This is a genomic window from Occultella aeris (assembly GCF_902703175.1).
GTDB classification, from domain to species: Bacteria; Actinomycetota; Actinomycetes; order Actinomycetales; family Beutenbergiaceae; genus Occultella; species Occultella aeris.
In genome coordinates this window covers 153,387-171,613 of record NZ_CACRYJ010000046.1, presented here as the reverse complement: position 1 = coordinate 171,613, position 18,227 = coordinate 153,387, and the positions used below count along the sequence as shown (strand labels likewise).

Sequence of the window (18,227 nt, the reverse complement as noted above, 5' to 3'; positions counted from 1 at the left end):
CGGCACCCCACCAAGGTCGCGGCACCAGCCGCACCACGACGAAGGAGTCATCGTGCGACGTAGGACACGAGCACTGGTAGCAACGGCCGGCCTGTGCGGCCTGGCCCTGACGGCCGCGTGCGGCGGCGGCGAAGCCGGCAGTGGCGAGACCGGTTCGACCACGGACGGCGGCTCCGGCGAGGGTGAGCAGATCACCCTCACGGTCGCCACGTTCAACGACTTCGGTTACACCGAGGAACTCCTCGCCCAGTACACCGCCGAACACCCCAACATCGTGGTCGAGCACGTCCTGGCAGCCCGCGCCGAGGACGCCCGGGCCAACCTCACCACGAACCTCGCCTCCGGCGGCGAGGGCCTGAGCGACATCGAGGCCATCGAGGTCGACTGGCTGGCCGAGCTGTTGCAGTACCCCGACTACTTCACAGACCTCTCCGACCCGGCCGTCGAGGGTCGTTGGCTGGAGAGCAAGGTCGCCGCGGCCACCACCGAGGACGGCCGACTGCTCGGCTACGGCACCGATGTGGGCCCGCAGGCGATCTGCTACCGCTCCGACCTGTTCGCAGCGGCGGGCCTACCCACCGACCGGGCTGAGGTCGCCGAGCTGCTGGGCGGGGCCGACGCCACCTGGGACGACTACTTCGAGGTCGGGCGCCAGTTCGTCGGCGCGTCCGACTCGGCCTGGTACGACTCGGCCGTATCGATCTACCAGGGCATGATCAACCAGGTCGAGTTCGCCTACGAGGAGGGCGACGGCACGCCGGTCGGGCTGACCAATCCCGAGGTGCGCGAGGCCTACGACGCCGTGCTGACCGCGTCCACCGAAGACGGTCTGTCGGCGGGCTTCGAGCAGTGGCAGGAGGACTGGACCGCCGGGTTCCAGAACAACGCGTTCGCGACGATGCTCTGCCCCGCGTGGATGCAGGGCCCGATCGCGGGCAACGCGGCGGAGGTCGAGGGCTGGGACATCGCCGACGTATTCCCGGGCGGCGGCGGCAACTGGGGCGGCTCGTACCTGACCGTGCCCGCCGGCGGCGAGCACGTCGAGGAGGCGCAGGCCCTCGCCGCGTGGCTCACCTCCCCGGAGGTCCAGGTCCAGGCGTTCGGCAACGCCGGGACGTTCCCGAGCCAGGTGGACGCCTACGAGAACCCGGACCTGACCGGGGCCACGAACGAGTTCTTCAACGACGCTCCCGTCGGTGAGATCTTCGCGAGCCGCTCCCTCGCCGTCGACGAGCTCGGGTTCCTGCCCTACAAGGGCCCGAACTACTTCGCGATCCACCAGACGGTGCAGGACGCCATCCTTCGTGTGGACGTGACCGGTGAGCAGAACGCCGAGGACTCCTGGGCCGCCGCCGAGCAGGCGGTTGCCGACCTCGGCCTCTAGCCCGATCGATCGCCAACCGGTCGGCGGGGCGGCATCACACCCGCCCCGCCGACCTCTCATGAGGAGCAGCATGAGCGTCATCACCCCGCGCCCGCCGACGGCGCAGCGGCCCCGCGAGGCCGCGGCTCGCAGGATGGGGTTCCAGCAGCGGATGGGCCGCTGGGACGTCAAGGTCTCGCCCTACCTGTACATCTCCCCGTTCTTCATCCTGTTCGCGGTGGTCGGGGCCTTCCCGCTGCTGTACACCGCGTTCGTCTCGGTGCACGAGTGGAACCTGCTCGGCGGCCAGGGCGAGTTCGTCGGGCTCACCAACTACCGCGACGTGTTCGCCCAGCCCACCTTCCTCAAGGCCATCGGCAACACGTTCAGCATCTTCGCGCTGTCCTCGGTCCCGCAGATGATCGCCGCACTCACCCTGGCCGCGGTACTCAACGCGAACCTGCGCGCGAAGACGTTCTGGCGGATGGGGGTGCTGCTTCCGTTCATCGTGGCGCCCGTCGCCGTCGGGCTCATCTTCGGCCGGCTGTTCGCCGACGACTCGGGCCTCGTGAACGCCCTGCTCACCCAGGTCGGTCTGGAGCCGCTCGGGTGGCACTCGGACCGGCTGACCAGCCACATCGCGATCGCCACGATGGTGAACTTCCGCTGGACCGGCTACAACACCCTGATCTTCCTGGCCGCCATGCAGGCCGTGCCACAGGAGTTGTACGAGGCCGCGATCATCGACGGCGCGGGCCGGTTGCGCCAGTTCTTCTCGGTCACGGTGCCGCAACTGCGGCCGACGATCATCTTCGTCATCATCACGGCCACCATCGGCGGCCTGCAGATCTTCGACGAGCCACGCCTGTTCGACGACCAGGGCCTCGGCGGCCCGTCCCGGAACTGGATGACCGTGGCCATGTACATGTACGACGTCGGCTGGGGCAACCAGAAGAACTTCGGCCGCGCCGCCGCGATCGCGTGGCTGCTTTTCCTGATCATCATCGTGGTGGCCGTGGTCAACTTCCTCGTCTCGCGCCGGATCGCCACGGGCGACGCTCCGCGAGGCGCCGCCCGGCTCCTCGCGCGCGGCTCCGGAGACGCCGGCCGCACCCCCGGCGCGGACGCCACGCGGCCAACCACCGCCTCGAAGGAGACCTGATGTCCTCGATCCCCGTCATCGCGCAGAGCGCCGGCCCGGGGGCCGCGCGCTGGGCGGCCCGGCGACGCGGGCGCGCGACCGGTGGCGCGAACCGCCGGCCGGGCTGGATCACCTACGCGATCCTCGCCGTGGTCCTGCTGATCGCGGTGTATCCGCTCTACTACACGCTCCAGCTCGCCTCCTCGGACGCGGTCTCGATCGCGCGCAACCCGATCCCGGGCCTGGTGCCCGAGGGGAACCTGTTCGCGAACATCGCCGAGGTGCTCGGCGGCCGCGTCCCGTTCGGCAAGGCGTTCGTGAACTCGATGATCATCTCGGTCAGCGCCGCCGTCTCGGTCGTCGCGTTCTCGACCCTGGCCGGATTCTCGTTCGCGAAACTGCGCTACCGGGGCCGCGGGCCGCTCCTGGTGTTCGTGATCGCGACCATGGCCGTGCCCACCCAGCTCGGCATCGTGCCGATGTTCATCCTGTTCACCGAGCTCGGCTGGGCGAACAACCTGATCGGAGTCATCGTGCCGGCGATGGTCTCGGCGTTCGGAGTGTTCTGGATGACCCAGTACCTGGACCAGGCCCTCCCCTACGAGCTCATCGAGGCCGCCCGGGTGGACGGCGCGTCGATGATCCGGACGTTCTGGCACGTGGCTCTGCCCGCCGCCAGGCCGGCCGCGGCGATGCTCGGTCTGTTCACGTTCGTGCAGCACTGGGTCGCGTTCTTCTGGCCGTTCATCATCCTCACCTCGAACAATCCGACCCTGCCGATGGCGGTCCAGCTGTTGCAGGCGAACTACTTCACCGACTACTCCCTCGTCATGGCCGGGGTGCTGGTGACCACGTTCCCGCTGCTGATCCTGTTCGTGGTCGCCGGGCGGCAGCTCGTCAGCGGCATCATGGCCGGCGCGGTCAAGGGCTGAGGCATGCGAACGCAGACAAGGATCGGCGGATAGTTTGAGCACCAGCAATCACGGCGAAGGGCGGGCCAGCACGATGTCACGACGAACCGGCGTTCCGACGCTCGAGGATGTTGCGCGCGCGGCCGGTGTCTCGCGTGCCACGGCCTCCCGGGTCGTCAACGCGGACGAGCGTGTCCAGGACGCCACTCGCGAGGCCGTCCTGGCGGCGATCCGCGACCTCGGCTACAGCCCGAACCTGGCCGCCCGCTCGCTGGTCACCCGACGGACGGACACAATCGCCGTCGTGGTGCCGGAGTCCGACGAGCGGGTCTTCAACGACCCGTTCTTCGCTGGGACCCTGCGTGGCGTTACGAAGGCGCTGGCCCTGACCGAACTGCAGATGGTGCTACTGATCGGCAGCCCGGGCGACGGCGACGGCCGCCTGGACCGGTACATCCGCGGCCGCCACACCGACGGCGCGATCATCGTCTCGCACCACGCGAACGACAACCTGTGGCGATCCGTCGCCGAGGTCAGCCTGCCCACGGTGTTCCTCGGCCGCCCGTTCGCCGAGCACCCCGGCCTGACGTTCGTCGACGTGGACAACGTCGCGGCCGCGGCGCTCGCCACCCGGTACCTGGTGGACTCCGGCCGGAAGAGGATCGGCACCGTCGCGGGTCCCGCGGACATGAGCGCCGGCGCGGACCGGCTCGAAGGCTGGCGCAGCGTCCTCACCGAGCACGACCTGCCGGCCGACGCCGTCGAACTCGGCGACTTCACGGTGGCGGGTGGGGGCGACGCGATGACGCGCCTGCTCGCCGGCCACCCGGACCTCGACGCCGTGTTCGTCGCCTCGGACCTGATGGCCAGCGGGGCCATGGACGCGATCCGCGCGAGCGGGCGGGCGATCCCCAGGGACATCGCCGTGGTCGGCATGGACAACCTCGAACTGGCGACCAGGACCCTGCCACCGCTGACCACCGTGGTGAACCCTGTCGATGAGATGGCCACCCAAGCGGTCGCCATGCTGCTGGCGCAACTCGAGGGTGGTCCCATCCTCGAGCCGGTGACCATGCCGACGGAACTCGTCGTTCGCGAGTCCGCCTGAGCCGAGGGTCGGTGCCCAGGTCTAGCCTGGGCGGATGGATGTGCAGCGGCCGATGGTCACCGTCTCCCGCGCCGGTGTGCTGCGGTACCGCTGGCGCCGTCAGGGGCTGGACCACGCCGGGCCGGTCAGCGTCGCGCAGGCGCCCGCGCTCGACCTGGGCGTGCAGGACACCGGCCCGATGGGGTCCGCCTGGGCGTTGTGGTTGCGTGGCGTCGACCCGGCGACGGCGGAGCCCCAGTTGGCGCTCGCGTGGACGTTGCGCGGGGCACCGCACGCCTACCGGCGAGCCGACCTGCCCGGGGTGATGCAGGCGGTCTCACCGTTCTCCGAAGCGGACGCTGCGAAGCGGGTGTTCGACGCGTCCAGGCCGTTGCGCCGCGCGGGTATCGACGTCCTCGACGCACTCGACGTCGTCGCCGGGCAGATGCACGAGATCGTCACCGAGCCGACCGTCAAGGGTGAGATGTCCGCGCAGTTGACGGCCCGCGTGGACGAGCCGTACCTGCGTTACTGCCGGGTCTGCAAGGCCACGCACCTGTACGAGCAGCCGTTCCGGCTCAGCGCCCTGTACGCCGGGCTGGAGCTGGAGCCGGGCACCTCACCCCCGGTGCTGCGCCGGATCCCGGGCTGGCGCCGCCACAGCCATGGTCCTGCTCGCGCACCCCAGGGTCCCGGCACAGCACCCGAGCACCTGCAGGTCATCCGTGCCTACCTGCGCCTGCTCGGCCCGGCAACCCCCAAGGAGGTGGCCGCCTATCTCGACGCACCGGTCCGGGACGTGGTCGCGGCCTGGCCCGCGGATGCCGTCGCGGTGGATGTCGAGGGTCGCCCATCGTGGCTGCTGGAGCCGGACCTGGACGCCGTGGTCGACACCGACGGGCCGGAGGCCGATGACGACGCGCTCGGGGTGCGCCTGCTTGGCGCGTTCGATCCGCTGCTGCAGGCGAAGGACCGGGACCTGCTGGTGCCGGACGAGGCGAGCCGCAAGGACCTGTTCCCCAGCATCGGCAGGCCCGGCGCGGTCGCCGCGGGGGGTGAGATCCTCGGTACCTGGCGCCCGCTCACCAAGGGCAGCACCATCAGCATCCGATTCACACCGTGGCTGTCGGGCAGCGCCGCCCTGCGCCGCGTTGTCGAGGACCGAGGCGCGGAACTGGCTCGGTGGCGAGGTCGGGAGTTCGGCGGCCTCGTCGACGAATAGGCTCCGTCCGCGCGGGTGCTATCGTGCGTCCTCGTCCCGCGCCGGGTCCACCCCGGCGATCCCCGGGGCGTCCTGGTCGGCGGTGGCAGGGGCGGTCGGGTCCGACGCTGCCGCCCCCTCCCGCTCGACCCCGAGCGTGACCTTGGTCAGCAGGGCGGCGACCGCGCCCACCGCTACCAGCACGGGGGCGATCACCGCGGCCACGGCCGTGATCGCGACGCCCGCGGTGAGGGGGATCTCGAGGAGGGTCCGGCCGTCGCTGTTCTTGATGTACAGGCGCCGCACGTTGCCCTCGTGGACCAGGTCCTTGACCTTGTCGAGCAACTCCGAACCCGACACGCTGAACTCCTCGTACCAGGTCTTCTCGCCTTCGTTCTGCTTCTCGTCCATGCGTCCCATCCTCGCTGAGCCGCCGTCGGTACGCCACCCCCGGGTGCCTCAGCCGGCGATCGCCAGCGCCACGCAGATGGCACCGACGGTGAGGTCCAGCCCGATGCAGAAGATCGCCAGCGAGCCCAGGACCACCTGGTCGCTTCGGTAATGCTTGACGTCCCAGAACGCGTGGGCGGCCAGCGTCACGCCCGCGATCGCCAGTCCGAGCTGCACGCTCAGCTGGAGCGCGACGATCGCCATGCCGAAGTAGCCGAGCAGGGCCGCGGCCTGGACCGCGGTGACCTGGCCGGCCCCCAGGAGCACCCCGACCCCGAGCAGGACGATCGCTGCCAGGAGGAACAGGGTCCACCAGGGCATGGCCCCGAGCAGGCCCGCGAAGGCGAGGCCGCTGAACACCGGCACGCTGAGCCAGGCGACCCAGCGGGTCCTCGTGGCCGCGGCGGCCAGGTAGCACAGGGCCGCGACCCCGACGGCTGTGGCGGGCGTGAGCTGGGTGGTCCCGCTGATGATCGACTCGCCGTGCATCGCGGCCAGCCCGTAGGTCATGCCGAGTCCGCTGACGACTCCGAGCACGACCCAGGCGGTGCTGGCACGTCCGGAGCGGGTCCGGCGTTCGGTCCCGGTCCTGCGTGTGCTGGTCATGGTTGCTCCCTCGTCGTGATCACCGCCCCGCGCCCGCCCGGGCGGGCGGGCGCGCACGACGATGCCAAAGCGAGATCGCACTCTGACCGGGCCTGGCTGGAATTCTTGGATACCCGTCCTGCGAGACGCATACCGTCGACGCGGACCTCTGCCTACGCTGGCCTCATGGCCTCCATGAGCGTCGTCGTCGTGGGATTCGAAGGTGCCGAGCTCGTCGACATCTCGAGCGTCACGTCCGCGCTGGCACTGGCGAACCGCCTCGGCGCCAGCCCGAACTACCGCATCGAGCTCGCGACCATCGACGGGCGGGACGTCACCTGCGACTCGGGCCTGCGGCTCGGAGCGCAGCGAGCCCTGGCGGAGGTGTCCGGAGCCGACACGGTGATCGTCTCCGGCGGCCTCGGCCACGAGGACGCCAGTCGCAACCCGGACCTGACCCAGCACGTCCGGCGCCTCGCGGCTCGGGCGCGCCGGATCGCGTCGGTCTGCACCGGTACCTCCGTGCTCGCAGCGGCAGGTCTGCTGGACGGTCGGCGAGCCACCACGCACTGGTTCTACGCGGCGGACATCGCCGAACGCTTCCCCCGGGTCCGTCTTGACCCAGGGCCGATCTACATCAGGGACGGCAAGGTCGCCACGTCCGGCGGTGTCACCGCGTCGCTGGACCTGACCCTCGCGTTCATCGAGGAGGATCACGGCGCCGAGTTCGCGCGCTGGGTGGCGATGGGCATGGTCACCTACCTCCAGCGCCCGGCGAACCAGGCTCAGATGAGCATCTTCACCGCGGCCCCACGCGCCGACCATGCCCTCGTCAAGCGCGTCCTCGACCACGCCACGGCTCATCCGGACGGGGACCTGCGTACGTCCGCGCTCGCCGGTCTCGTCGGGGTCAGCACGCGACAGCTGACCCGGTTGTTCCAGGATCACCTCAAAGTCCCACCGGCCAGCGCGGTGCGCCGGATCCGCCTCGAACTGGCCGCACGGCTGGTCTCCACGACCGACCTCTCGATGTCCCAGGTCGCGCGGCGATGTGGCTTCGGCTCGGCCGAGAGCCTGCGTCAGGCGTTCGTCGTCCGGTACGGCACGAGTCCCCGGAGAATGCGCAGCACGCATACCCGTTCCCTGGCCGTGCGGTAGCGCCCCTCGTCACTGCGCGCTGCCGGTCGCCGTGTCACGGAGTCAGCTGGTGGCCCTGGTCAGGAGGTCCGTGATCATCGCCTCGACGGACTCGGTCCACTCGGTGAGTGCGTACGAGGTGGCCCAGATGCCCGCGTCGTCGTCGAGGGCGGCCGCCTCGCTGAACCCGAACGTCGAGTACCGCTCGGAGTCACCCTGTCCGCTCCGGAAGAAGCAGAGCACCTTCCCGGCCCGGTAGTAAGCCGGCTGGCCGTACATGAGTTTGGGTGCGACGTCGGGGATGGTCGAGGTGACGACGACGTGGATGCGTTCGGCAAGTGTCCGGTCCGGTTGGGGCATGGCCTCGATCTTGGCCAGCAACGCAGCCTCGTCGGCGGCCGCCTTCTTCGCGCTCCGGCCGCCTCGGGCATCGGACCGGAGCTCCTCGGCGCGTGCCTTCATCGACGCCCGTTCCTCGGCGGAGAACCCTGCCCCGGTGGACTCGGTCCCGCCGCTTTCCGCCTTCGACGCGTTCATGGCTGTGCTCCTTGGGCTGTGATCGTCTGGTGTACGAGTCCGCCACGCTAGTCGCCACCCGAGAGATCGGGCTTCTCGATTCCTGCTCACTTCCTGCCTGGGCCGCATCGGCCAGGAGAACGCGAGGACTAGCATCGACACATGAGTTCGTCTCCACAGCGCGGGCGTTCCGCCGGCCTCGGTCGCATCCCCGCGACCGTGTGGCTGGTGGTCGCCCTGGTGTCCGTCGTCGCGATGATGGCGTCCATCGGGGAGTCTTCTGCGCCGCTCCTGTCCACTCCGGCCATCTTCGCAGCGACGTTCCTGGTGGCGGCGTTCGGCTATGCCCGCAGCTCCGCGAAGCGCACGCCGCGAGCCGTCGCACCGGACGACGCCCGTGACGCGCTGGGCGAGGAGACCGGCGTGGCTCCCCCCGGCGCATCCGAGTCCCCCGGCACCGAGTCCGGCCGGGACACGCCCGCGGATCCCAGCCGCTGACCGTGCCGACCCGGCTCACCCGGACCGGAGACGTCACCTCTGGTGCGGCGCCGCCGTCACCGGGTCCGGGGAGGACGCGGTGCTGGGCACAGCGGTGGCCGGCGGGGTCCTTTCCCGTGGGGGCCAGCTGAGCAGGTGCCGCCCGCTTGCCGAAACCGTGACGGTACCTAGACTCGGGAGCGTGCCCACGCTGCCGAGCAGCCGGGTCACCCGACATCCATATCCTGCTCGGCTTGCAGCCCGCGAGCCTCGGCCGTGTGCCACGCGGTAGTGCCCCGCCGGAACGGTGGGGTTCACGATGAGGTGAAGGGAAGCAGACATGGGTGGAAACAAGGCCGTGGCTTACAAGGGGCCGGGCGTCGTCGAGGTCATCGACATCGACTACCCGACATTCGAGCTGAAGGACGGACCGGGTGTGAATCCGGCGAACGTGGGCCGCAAGGTGCCACACGGCGCCATCCTCAAGACGGTCGCGACCAACATCTGCGGTTCGGACCAGCACATGGTGCGCGGGCGAACCACGGCACCCAGCGATCTGGTCCTCGGCCACGAGATCACCGGCGAGGTGGTCGAGGTGGGTCCCGGGGTGGAGTTCATCGCCGTGGGTGACCTGGTCTCCGTGCCGTTCAACATCGCCTGCGGGCGCTGCCGCAACTGCAAGGAACGCAAGACCGGCATCTGTCTGAACGTGAATCCGGATCGGCCGGGCAGCGCCTACGGGTACGTGGACATGGGGGGCTGGGTGGGCGGCCAGGCCGAGTACGTGCTGGTGCCGTACGCGGACTGGAACCTGCTGAAGTTCCCGGACAAGGACCAGGCGATGGAGAAGATCCTGGATCTGGCGATGCTCTCCGACATCTTTCCGACCGGGTTCCACGGCGCCGTGACCGCTGGCGTCGGCGTCGGTTCGACGGTCTACGTGGCGGGTGCGGGGCCGGTGGGCCTGGCCGCGGCCACCTCGGCGCTGCTGCTCGGGGCGTCCGCGGTGATCGTCGCCGACATGAACGCCGACCGACTGGCGCAGGCGAAGTCGTTCGGCTGCGAGACGGTCGACCTGACCAAGGGTGGACCGGTGGAACAGATCGAGCAGATCCTCGGGGTCCCGGAGGTGGACTGCGGGATCGACGCGGTCGGCTTCGAGGCGAAGGGACACGGTGAGGGTGCGAGCGAGGCACCCGCGACGGTCCTGAACGACCTCATGGACCTCACTGCGGCCGGCGGCGCGCTCGGTATCCCGGGCCTGTACGTGACCGGCGACCCGGGTGGGATCGACGACGCCGCGAAGAAGGGTGCCCTGTCCCTCAGTCTCGGCACCGGGTGGGCCAAGTCACTGTCCTTCACCACCGGTCAGTGCCCGGTGATGAAATACAACCGGGAACTGATGATGGCCATCCTGCACGATCGGGTGCACATCGCCAGCAACGTGAACGCGACCGCGATCACGCTCGCGGACGCGCCGCGGGGCTACGCCGAGTTCGACAAGGGTGCCGCACAGAAGTACGTGCTGAATCCGAACGGCTACCTCGACGCCGCGTAGGCCCTGACGCCATCTGACGGCCCTCGGCTGCGAGGGCCGTCAGGCGGTGGGCTCGCAGAGGATCAGATGGCGCGGGCCAGACTCCGCCGCAGCAGCACGGAGCCGAGCGCCAGCAGCACCACGGCGAACGCGAGCAGCACCGCAAGATCGCCGGCGATGTCGGCGAAGGTCCCCCCGCGCCGGGTCACCTCGGCGAACGCCTGGTATGCCCAGGCATGCGGGGTGAAGAGGGCGACCGTCTGCAGCGTCTCCGGGAACAACTCGAGCGGGAGCATGCACCCGCCGAGTGCGGCCAGCACCAGGCCAAGACCTACACCGAGCCCGGCGGCAGCACTGTCGTTGTCCAGTGCCGAACCCACGACCATCGCCGCGCCCGCGGCCACGGCGGCGAACAACGCGAGGATCAGGGTGGAGAGGGCGAGGTTGCCCCACTCGACACCGAAGAGCAGGGCGGTGCCGAACATGATGTACAGCCCCTGCACCATCGCGATCACCCAGCGGCCCAGCGCTTCGCCACCGATTACCTGCACGGTGGCGACCGGCGCCGCGAGGGTCCGGGCCACCACCCGGTACTTGCGGGCCTGGATCATGGTCGCCGAACCGGCGAGGCTGTTCAGAAAGACGAACAACAGGACCTGCGCGGACGCACCCACCGTGAAGCCGGACGCCCCGGCGAAGGCCTCGGAGATGCTGGAGGTGTTCGTCACGGTCACGGTCGGCACCACCACGTGTGTCTGCGCGGTGTCGAGTGCTTCGTCGACGGCTGCCGGGTCCGCGCCCGCGCCGCCGAGCGCGGCCTCCTGTCGTAGTCGCAGCTGCAGCGCATTCAGGGCCCGATCGACCTGTTGCCGGGTGGTGATCGCGCCGCCGCTCGAGCTCGAGGTCACCACGACGGTCAGGTCCTCGTCGGCGTCGAACGCTGCCGCCGCCTCGTCGGTGAGTTCCAGACCCAGATCCACCCGGCCGCGGGCGATCTGCTCGCTGGCGGCGTCCGCGTCGGCGTAGCTGACCGTGATCGCGGCATCCTCGAGCTCGGCCACGAGGGCGGCGCGAAGCGAGGAGTCCGCCCCACTGATCACGACCCGGCCCGAGGAGGACGCGGCCCCGAACTGGGAGCCGATCAGCACCACGAGGACCAGCGGGAACACGAACACGAAGAACAGGTTGGAGCGGTCCCGTAGGAACCGTCGCAGCTCCACCCCCGCGATGGCACCGACGATCCTCATCGGGACACCCCCCGGTCGGGGATCAGCCGAGCCACCAGGAGCATCACCACGGCGAAGCCGAGCATGATCGCGATCGGCGCCGCGATGTCGGCGAGCCCGCCACCGCTCGAGGTGATGCCGAGCCCGCGGGTGAACGCGGCGATCGGGTTGAGATCGAGGACCCTGGCGAGGGACCCCGAGGCGCTCACCGGGAAGAACGCGCCGCCGGCGATGCCGAGCACCATGGCCAGGATGGACTGGATGATGCCGGCCTGCTCGGCCGTCCGGGCAACACGCACCACGATGAAGGTCAATGAGGTGATGGCGGTGACCACGGACAGGATCAGCAAGCCGACGAGGGCCGGCGGTCCGAACGTGACGTCGAAGAACAGCCCGCCGAGGGTCAGCAGGACGGACGTCGCGACGACGCCGAGGACGAACCCGGTCAGCGCCTTGGCGACCACGATCAGGCCCGGGCGCATCGGCATCGATTGGAGCCGGGCCAGCGTGCCCTCCTGCCGTTCGGAGATCAGCCCGAGCACCCCGAAGCCGACTGTGAAGGTGAGGAACAGGCCGGCCTGGCCGGCCACGAGCGCGGCCCCTTGCCCGAGTTGTTCGTCGGACGTCTCGCCCTCCGTGGACTCGATCGTCGGGCCGGAGGTGGCCGCCTCGGCCGCGACGCGCCCGAGCTCCTCGGGGTCGAGACCGAGCCCGCCGCCTGCGGTTGCCGCGACGGTCCCGGCTGCGTAGGCGTCGAGGACGGACTGGCTGACGACGATCACGACACCGGTCTCGAGACCGGAGCTGTCCCCCTCCACGAACTCGAGGTCGCCACCGGTGCCGGCGAGCACGTCCTGGCCGAAGCCCTCCGGAACGATCATGGCCAGGTTGGCGTCGCCGTCGGCCACCGCGGTCCGTGCCGCGTCCGCCGGCACCTGCTCGACGGTCACGTCGACGACGCCGGTCCCGGTGATCGCATCGAGCAGGGTCTGCGCGACCTCGTCGTCGGCCGGCGCGGACACCGCGACCGTCACCGGCTCGAGTTCGATCTCGTCGGTGCCCCCGAAGACCAGGTTGAACACGAACATCAGGGCGAGCGGCACGATCAGCGAGAAGATGATCACGGACTTGTCGCGGATGCGCTGGCGCAGGTCGGATGAGGTCATCACCCACAGTTGTCGCATCGGATCAGTCCCGCAGCGCTTTGCCGGTGAGGTGCAGGAAGACCTGCTCGAGGTTCGGGCGGGTGATCTCCACGTCCGCCAACGTCACGCCCGCAGCGGTGGCTCGGGTGACGAGCTCGGCGACGGCGGTCGGTGCCTCGCGGACGGCGAGCGAGAGTCCCGTGCGGTCCACGTCGACCTGTTCGACGGCGGCCAGGTCGCCCAGGGCGTCGGCGGCCGCGGCGAGGTCGCCCGAACCGTCCAGGCGGACCCGGTCCAGCCCGCCGATGAGCCGGATCAGCTCGTCCCGGGTGCCCTCGGCCTGCAGCTGCCCGGAGTCGACGATCCCGATGCGGTCGCAGAGCCGCTCGGCCTCCTCCATGTAGTGGGTCGTGTACAGCACCGCCATGCCCTCTCCTGACAGTGCCTCCACCGATTCCAGGATGGCGTTGCGCGACTGCGGGTCGACGCCGACGGTCGGCTCGTCGAGGATGAGCAGAGTGGGTCGGTGCAGCAGTCCGATCCCGATGTTCAGGCGGCGCTTCATCCCGCCGGAGTACTCCTTGGCCGGGTCCCCGGCACGGTCGGTCAGCCCCACGAGATCGAGGACCTCGTCCACGCGAGTGGTCAGTTCCTTACCGCGCAGGCCCTGCAGCCGGCCGAAGAAGTTCAGGTTCTCCCGACCCTTGAGCTCGGGGTAGATGGCCAGGTCCTGGGGCACGAGCCCGATGTGCCGCTTCACGGCGACCCGGGACGGACCCATCTGCTCACCGAGCACCCGGACCGACCCGGAGTCGGCGGCGAGTAGCCCGGCGATCATCGAGATCGCGGTGGTCTTGCCGGCGCCGTTCGGGCCGAGCAGACCGTACGTCTCGCCGGGTGCGATGTCGAAGGAGATCCCGTCGACGGCGGTGAGGTCGCCGTATCGTCGGACCACCGCCTCGACCTCGAGAACGTGCTGACTCGTCGTGCTTCCGCGCTCGTGCGCCACAGGCGTCCCCAGCCGTCGATCGTCCCCGTCCGCCGCCATCGTGACATACCCGGGCGACGACGGGCGAGAGCATTCGCCGAGCCACCGGTACGAGGGTCCGCGCACCGGCGCGCCGACCCGGCACGTAGGCTGGCGGACGTGCAGCCACGTCGCGACGATCTCTCCGAGCTCGCGGCCCGGGCCGCGTCCGGTCGGTTCAAGAAGTTGGGCGGAGCCCACGCCTACTCCGAGGAGACCTCCAGGGGGTTCCGGCACTCCGGGGTGCTGCTGCTGTTCACGCCGACGGCGCAGGCCGGCCCGGGCCTGGACCTGTTCCTGGTCCAGCGGTCCCCGCTGCTGCGCCACCACCCGGGCCAGATCGCGCTGCCCGGCGGGCGGCTCGAGCCCGGCGAGGACGCCGTCGCCGCCGCCGTGCGTGAGACGCACGAGGAGACCGGCATCGCCCCCGATCAGGTGGAGGTCGCCGGTCCGCTCCCGCCGGTGCTGGTACCGATCAGCGAGTTCGTGGTCACCCCGGTGCTCGCGTGGTCGGACGCCGCCCACGCGGCCGACGAGGTCACGCCGGGGGAGGTCCTGCACACGCTCCGGGTCCCGGTGGCCGAGCTGCTCGATCCAGCCTCCCGGGCCATGGTGCAGATGGGCGGCTTCGACAGCCATGGGTTCCGCCGCCCGACGGGCTGGGTGTGGGGCTTCACCGGGAACCTGCTCGACCACGTCTTCGACCAGCTCGGCTGGACCGTGCCGTGGGACCCCGGCAACGTCTACCGAATGGGCTGGGACGAGGCCCGCGGTGCCGACCTGCTCACGGAGCCGGGCGAGGCGTGACCTGCTCCGGATCCCGAGGCGCCGGCGGCAGGTGCCCGAACCGGTGCCGGGTGCTGCTGATCGCCTGCTCGCGGAGCACGCCCAGCATCTCCCTGCGTCCGGATGCGAGCACCTCTCCGGTGAGCAGGGTCACGTCGGCGTCGGGCGCCGCGGTGGCCGGCCAGAGGCCGTCGGCCACACCGATCACCCGCACCCGTCCGCTCACGTCCCCAGCGGCGATCCGGTCGGCGAACTCCTGAGCCGTCTCGGTGCGCCAGCCCATGTATCCGATGGCCCGGGCCGCATCGGTGAACGCCGCGGCGGACTCGTTCGCTGCGGCGGCGACATCCGCGGCAAGGCTCACACTCACCGGCACGCCGGCGCACTCGGCCGCCAGCGCGACCCGGGCCACCTCGATCGGTAGCGTGCGCTCCTGCGCACGGATGGTCAGGTGTGGGATCGGCCGGTACCGGAACACGTTCGACTCGCTGCTAAGCGCAGACGGGTCGGCCTCGACACGGAACACGTCGTCGCGGGCGGCCGCGTCCGACCCCATCGACACCTCCAGCCACTCGCTCTCACCGGGATCGGTGGTGAGCGCGGCCAGGGTCTGCGCCAGGGCGCGCACCCGGGTCCCCGGGACCCCGCCGCCGGCGGGCCGGTGCTCCTGGATCCAGGTGCCGAACTGCGCCACGTAGTTCGGTCCGCCCGCCTTCGCCCCCGGTCCGACCGCGGACCGCTTCCAGCCGCCGAAGGACTGTCGCCGCACGATCGCCCCCGTGGTGTGCCGGTTGACGTACCCGTTGCCGACCTCGATCCGGTCGCTCCAACGGGCGATCTCATCAGCGTCGAGGCTGTGCAGCCCACCGGTGAGCCCGTAGGGCACCGCGTTCGCGATGTCGATCGCATCGTCCAGGGTGGCGGCGGTCATGACGCCGAGGACGGGGCCGAAGTACTCGGTGAGATGGAACGGGGAACCGGGCCAGACGCCCTCCTTGACCCCGGGCGACCAGAGCCGGCCGGAGGGGTCCAGCCGACGCGGCTCCACCATCCAGGTCTCCCCCGGCTCCAGCCGGGTGAGGGCGTCGAGCAGCTTGCCGCCGGCGGGCTCGATGATCGGCCCCATCGTGGTGCCGAGGTCCTCCGGCCAGCCGACGCGTACCGAGGCGACGGCGTCGATGAGATGCCGCCGGAAGCGTTCCGAACCGGCCACCGAGCCGACCAGGATGAGCAGCGAGGCCGCCGAGCACTTCTGGCCGGCGTGCCCGAACGCACTGCGTAGGACATCCGCGACTGCGAGATCGTAATCGGCGCTCGGCGTCACGATCAGCGCGTTCTTGCCGCTGGTCTCGGCGAGCACCCCCGGCCCGCCGGGATGGTCGGCCCGCCACTGGGTGAACATCCGGGCGGTCTCCCAGGCCCCGGTGAGGATGACCGTTTCGACCTGCGGATGCGCGACCAGGTGCCGGCCGACCTCGTCCTCGTCGACCCGCACCACGCTCAGCACGTCGCGATCGTGCCCGTGCTCGGCCAGGGCGGCGTGGATCGCCTCCACCACCACCTCCGTGCACCCGGGCACGGCGGGAGCGGGCTTGATGATCACCGGTGAGCCGGCCGCGAGCGCGGCCAGCACCCCGCCGGCAGCGATCGCGACCGGGAAGTTCCAGGGCGGGGTGACAAGCACCAGCCCGGTCGGGGTGAAGGCGAGCCCCTCGGCCTCGGACAGCCGCTCGAGGTCGACGGCGCAGTCCGCGTAGTACCGGGCGAAGTCGACCGCCTCGGAGACCTCGGGATCGGCCTCGCCGACGGTCTTGCCGCCCTCGTGGGCCATCTGCTTGACCAGGTCGGCGCGGCGCGCCTCGATGGCGTCGGCGGCGGTGCGCAGCACCGCGGCCCGTTGCGCTGCCGGGAGCGACGCCCAGGTGCCGCCGGCACGCCGGGCGCGGGTGACGACGTCGTCCACCATGGCCACCGTGGTCAGCTCGGGGGAGGTGAGGTCACGGGCCGGGCCCTCGAGGGCGGTCACCGCCCAGTCCCGGGTGCTCGAGACCGCCGGGTCGGAGTCGACCGAGTTCGCGAAGTCCGCACCCGCCGGTGTGCGCTCCCGGGTCCGCCGGGGCCGGTCCGAGACGGTCCCGCGGGCCTCGACGCTCGCCCGGAAGCGCGCCTCCTGATCGGCCATCACGGTCTGCTGGTCCTGGCCGTGCCCGCCGGCGAAGAGGGCGTGCAGGAAGTTCTCCGGGGCGGCGTTCTCCTCGAGGCGCCGTACCAGGTAGGACACGGCAACGTCGAAGTCCGCCGGCGCCACCACCGGCGTGTACAGGATCAGCGGACCGTTCGAGCTCAGGTCCGCTGCAACCGCCCGGGCCTGCGCGGGCGCCATGCCCTGGAGCATCTCGACGTCGAGCATCCCGGCCACGCCGCGGCCGGTCGCAAGCAGGTGCGCGAGCGCGACGTCGAACAGGTTGTGCGAGGCTACGCCGATCCGCAGCGCACCGATCGACTCCGCGCGGAGCGCCTCGTCGAGGGCACGCACGTAGTTCGCGTCCACGTCCGCCTTCGTGCCGAACGGCGCCTGCGTCCAGCCGTGCAGCTCGGCCTCGACCCGCTCCATCGCCAGGTTGGCGCCCTTGACGAGCCGAACCTTGATCGGTGCCCCGCCGAGTTCCCGGCGGCGGTTCGCGAACGCGATCAGCCGGCGTAGCGCGCCCGCGGAATCCGGCAGGTAGGCCTGGAGCACGATCCCGGCCTCGAGTCCGAGGAACTCCGGCTCGAGGCAGATCGCCTCGAACACCTCGACGGTGAGGTCGAGGTCGCGGTACTCCTCCATGTCAAGGTTCACGAACGCCACCGGGGTCTTCGCCGCGGCGGACCGGTACAGCGGCCGGAGCCGTTCGAGCACCCGCTTGGTCGTGCCCGCGGTGTCCCAGGTGCTGATCTGGGACACCAGCGAGGAGACCTTGATCGAGACGTAGTCGACGTCGGGCCGCTCCAGCAGGGCCCGGGTCCGCTCCGCGCGGCTCAGTGCCTCCATCTCGCCGTGCACGTGCTCGCCGAGCAGGTTGACGTTCAGGCGGTAGCCCTCGGAGCGGGCCTTGGCCAGGTGGGCGCCGAGCGCCGGGTCCTGGGCGTCCACGACCAGGTGCCCGACGAGTTGACGCAGCCGCTGCCGGGCCAGCGGAACCACCACGCCGGGTGCCACACCGGCCACCGCGGACCCGAGGCCGAGCAGACCCCGGTCCGCCTTCGACAGGAACCCACCGGCGGCATCGGCGCGGATCCGGCCCAGTTCGTCGGCGGCGACTCTCAGGTCCTCCGGGCGGGCGACCCGGTCCACGAACCGGACCGCCAGGTCGAGCCCGGCCGGGTCGGCGACGAGCGCCGCGAGCCGCGCCGTGGCCCGACGCTCGGCTCCGCTCTCCCCCGCGTGGGTCGCGCTCGCCCACCGGTGCGCGAGCGCCACTGCGTCCTCGACGACATCCTCGACCGTGGGCACCCGCCCCGGCCCGGGCACGCTCGGCAGCGAACTCGCGGTCGTCGGTGCCGGATCCGTCCGGTGGGGCGGTTCCTGGGTGTGGTCGGTCGGGGCGGTCATGCTCCCATCTTGCGCGTTCGGCGCCCGAGACGTCATTTCGGGC

16 protein-coding genes are annotated in these 18,227 nt (G+C 70.9%); 9 read left to right on the top strand and 7 right to left on the bottom strand.

What is annotated here, in order from left to right:
* Positions 1-52 precede the first annotated feature (52 nt).
* From HALOF300_RS15795 to HALOF300_RS15775, 5 genes are all read left to right on the top strand, one after another.
* Positions 53-1,384, top strand: coding sequence for an ABC transporter substrate-binding protein (locus HALOF300_RS15795; protein ID WP_231955447.1), 1,332 nt, complete (start codon positions 53-55; stop codon positions 1,382-1,384).
* 70 nt (positions 1,385-1,454) lie between these two features.
* On the top strand, positions 1,455-2,525 hold the full coding sequence (locus HALOF300_RS15790) for a carbohydrate ABC transporter permease (protein WP_156741875.1): 1,071 nt from the start codon (positions 1,455-1,457) through the stop codon (positions 2,523-2,525).
* Positions 2,525-3,436 carry a carbohydrate ABC transporter permease gene (locus HALOF300_RS15785; RefSeq protein WP_156741874.1) on the top strand — a complete coding sequence of 304 codons (912 nt, stop codon included), beginning with the start codon at positions 2,525-2,527 and terminating at the stop codon, positions 3,434-3,436. Before HALOF300_RS15790 ends, HALOF300_RS15785 begins: the two co-directional genes overlap by 1 nt.
* Positions 3,437-3,509: 73 nt before the next feature.
* The gene (locus HALOF300_RS15780; RefSeq protein ID WP_156741873.1) at positions 3,510-4,523 is read left to right on the top strand and encodes a LacI family DNA-binding transcriptional regulator; all 1,014 of its coding nucleotides are present in this window, start codon (positions 3,510-3,512) and stop codon (positions 4,521-4,523) included.
* A 34-nt stretch (positions 4,524-4,557) separates the two neighbouring features.
* On the top strand, positions 4,558-5,724 hold the full coding sequence (locus tag HALOF300_RS15775) for a DNA glycosylase AlkZ-like family protein (protein ID WP_197522598.1): 1,167 nt from the start codon (positions 4,558-4,560) through the stop codon (positions 5,722-5,724).
* 18 nt (positions 5,725-5,742) lie between these two features.
* On the opposite strand, the gene HALOF300_RS15770 is transcribed toward HALOF300_RS15775, so the two are convergent.
* Entirely contained in the window at positions 5,743-6,114 is a 372-nt protein-coding gene (locus tag HALOF300_RS15770; protein WP_156741872.1) for a DUF4342 domain-containing protein, read from the bottom strand.
* A 48-nt stretch (positions 6,115-6,162) separates the two neighbouring features.
* Positions 6,163-6,759, bottom strand: coding sequence for a hypothetical protein (locus HALOF300_RS15765; protein ID WP_156741871.1), 597 nt, complete (start codon positions 6,757-6,759; stop codon positions 6,163-6,165).
* Positions 6,760-6,924: 165 nt separating this feature from the next.
* On the opposite strand from HALOF300_RS15765, the gene HALOF300_RS15760 reads away from it, so the two are divergent.
* A complete protein-coding gene (locus HALOF300_RS15760; protein ID WP_156741870.1) occupies positions 6,925-7,896 on the top strand; it encodes a GlxA family transcriptional regulator in 972 nt (323 codons plus the stop codon).
* A 42-nt stretch (positions 7,897-7,938) separates the two neighbouring features.
* Here HALOF300_RS15760 and HALOF300_RS15755 read toward each other — a convergent pair whose 3' ends face one another.
* The gene (locus HALOF300_RS15755; RefSeq protein WP_156741869.1) at positions 7,939-8,412 is read right to left on the bottom strand and encodes a DUF1801 domain-containing protein; all 474 of its coding nucleotides are present in this window, start codon (positions 8,410-8,412) and stop codon (positions 7,939-7,941) included.
* A 141-nt stretch (positions 8,413-8,553) separates the two neighbouring features.
* Here HALOF300_RS15755 and HALOF300_RS15750 point away from each other — a divergent pair, with 141 nt between their 5' ends.
* Positions 8,554-8,889, top strand: coding sequence for a hypothetical protein (locus tag HALOF300_RS15750; protein WP_156741868.1), 336 nt, complete (start codon positions 8,554-8,556; stop codon positions 8,887-8,889).
* A gap of 319 nt (positions 8,890-9,208) precedes the next feature.
* A complete protein-coding gene (fdhA, locus tag HALOF300_RS15745; RefSeq protein ID WP_156741867.1) occupies positions 9,209-10,426 on the top strand; it encodes a formaldehyde dehydrogenase, glutathione-independent in 1,218 nt (405 codons plus the stop codon).
* 62 nt (positions 10,427-10,488) lie between these two features.
* Here fdhA and HALOF300_RS15740 read toward each other — a convergent pair whose 3' ends face one another.
* From HALOF300_RS15740 to HALOF300_RS15730, 3 genes are read right to left on the bottom strand one after another with little or no spacing between them, the layout of a single operon-like run.
* A complete protein-coding gene (locus tag HALOF300_RS15740) occupies positions 10,489-11,652 on the bottom strand; it encodes an ABC transporter permease (RefSeq protein WP_156741866.1) in 1,164 nt (387 codons plus the stop codon).
* A complete protein-coding gene (locus tag HALOF300_RS15735; protein WP_156741865.1) occupies positions 11,649-12,797 on the bottom strand; it encodes an ABC transporter permease in 1,149 nt (382 codons plus the stop codon). The genes HALOF300_RS15740 and HALOF300_RS15735 overlap by 4 nt, the downstream gene beginning before the upstream one ends.
* Before the next feature lie 22 nt (positions 12,798-12,819).
* Complete coding sequence (locus HALOF300_RS15730) at positions 12,820-13,731, bottom strand: ABC transporter ATP-binding protein (protein ID WP_231955445.1); 912 nt, start codon at positions 13,729-13,731, stop codon at positions 12,820-12,822.
* 192 nt (positions 13,732-13,923) lie between these two features.
* Between HALOF300_RS15730 and HALOF300_RS15725 the strand changes: the two genes are divergently transcribed.
* Positions 13,924-14,610 carry an NUDIX hydrolase gene (locus tag HALOF300_RS15725; protein WP_197522597.1) on the top strand — a complete coding sequence of 229 codons (687 nt, stop codon included), beginning with the start codon at positions 13,924-13,926 and terminating at the stop codon, positions 14,608-14,610.
* Here HALOF300_RS15725 and HALOF300_RS15720 read toward each other — a convergent pair.
* Complete coding sequence (locus HALOF300_RS15720) at positions 14,588-18,184, bottom strand: bifunctional proline dehydrogenase/L-glutamate gamma-semialdehyde dehydrogenase (RefSeq protein WP_156741862.1); 3,597 nt, start codon at positions 18,182-18,184, stop codon at positions 14,588-14,590. The genes HALOF300_RS15725 and HALOF300_RS15720 overlap by 23 nt on opposite strands.
* Positions 18,185-18,227: the final 43 nt, after the last annotated feature.

Bases quoted from the DNA above. Each gene is read 5' to 3' on its own strand.
- HALOF300_RS15740 (WP_156741866.1), bottom strand. From the start codon at position 11,652: ATGAGGATCGTCGGTGCCATCGCGGGGGTGGAGCTGCGACGGTTCCTA.
- HALOF300_RS15720 (WP_156741862.1), bottom strand. From the start codon at position 18,184: ATGACCGCCCCGACCGACCACACCCAGGAACCGCCCCACCGGACGGAT.
- HALOF300_RS15760 (WP_156741870.1), top strand. From the start codon at position 6,925: ATGGCCTCCATGAGCGTCGTCGTCGTGGGATTCGAAGGTGCCGAGCTC.
- HALOF300_RS15775 (WP_197522598.1), top strand. From the start codon at position 4,558: ATGGATGTGCAGCGGCCGATGGTCACCGTCTCCCGCGCCGGTGTGCTG.
- HALOF300_RS15750 (WP_156741868.1), top strand. From the start codon at position 8,554: ATGAGTTCGTCTCCACAGCGCGGGCGTTCCGCCGGCCTCGGTCGCATC.
- HALOF300_RS15790 (WP_156741875.1), top strand. From the start codon at position 1,455: ATGAGCGTCATCACCCCGCGCCCGCCGACGGCGCAGCGGCCCCGCGAG.
- HALOF300_RS15735 (WP_156741865.1), bottom strand. From the start codon at position 12,797: ATGACCTCATCCGACCTGCGCCAGCGCATCCGCGACAAGTCCGTGATC.
- HALOF300_RS15765 (WP_156741871.1), bottom strand. From the start codon at position 6,759: ATGACCAGCACACGCAGGACCGGGACCGAACGCCGGACCCGCTCCGGA.
- HALOF300_RS15755 (WP_156741869.1), bottom strand. From the start codon at position 8,412: ATGAACGCGTCGAAGGCGGAAAGCGGCGGGACCGAGTCCACCGGGGCA.
- HALOF300_RS15770 (WP_156741872.1), bottom strand. From the start codon at position 6,114: ATGGACGAGAAGCAGAACGAAGGCGAGAAGACCTGGTACGAGGAGTTC.
- HALOF300_RS15780 (WP_156741873.1), top strand. From the start codon at position 3,510: ATGTCACGACGAACCGGCGTTCCGACGCTCGAGGATGTTGCGCGCGCG.
- HALOF300_RS15785 (WP_156741874.1), top strand. From the start codon at position 2,525: ATGTCCTCGATCCCCGTCATCGCGCAGAGCGCCGGCCCGGGGGCCGCG.
- fdhA (WP_156741867.1), top strand. From the start codon at position 9,209: ATGGGTGGAAACAAGGCCGTGGCTTACAAGGGGCCGGGCGTCGTCGAG.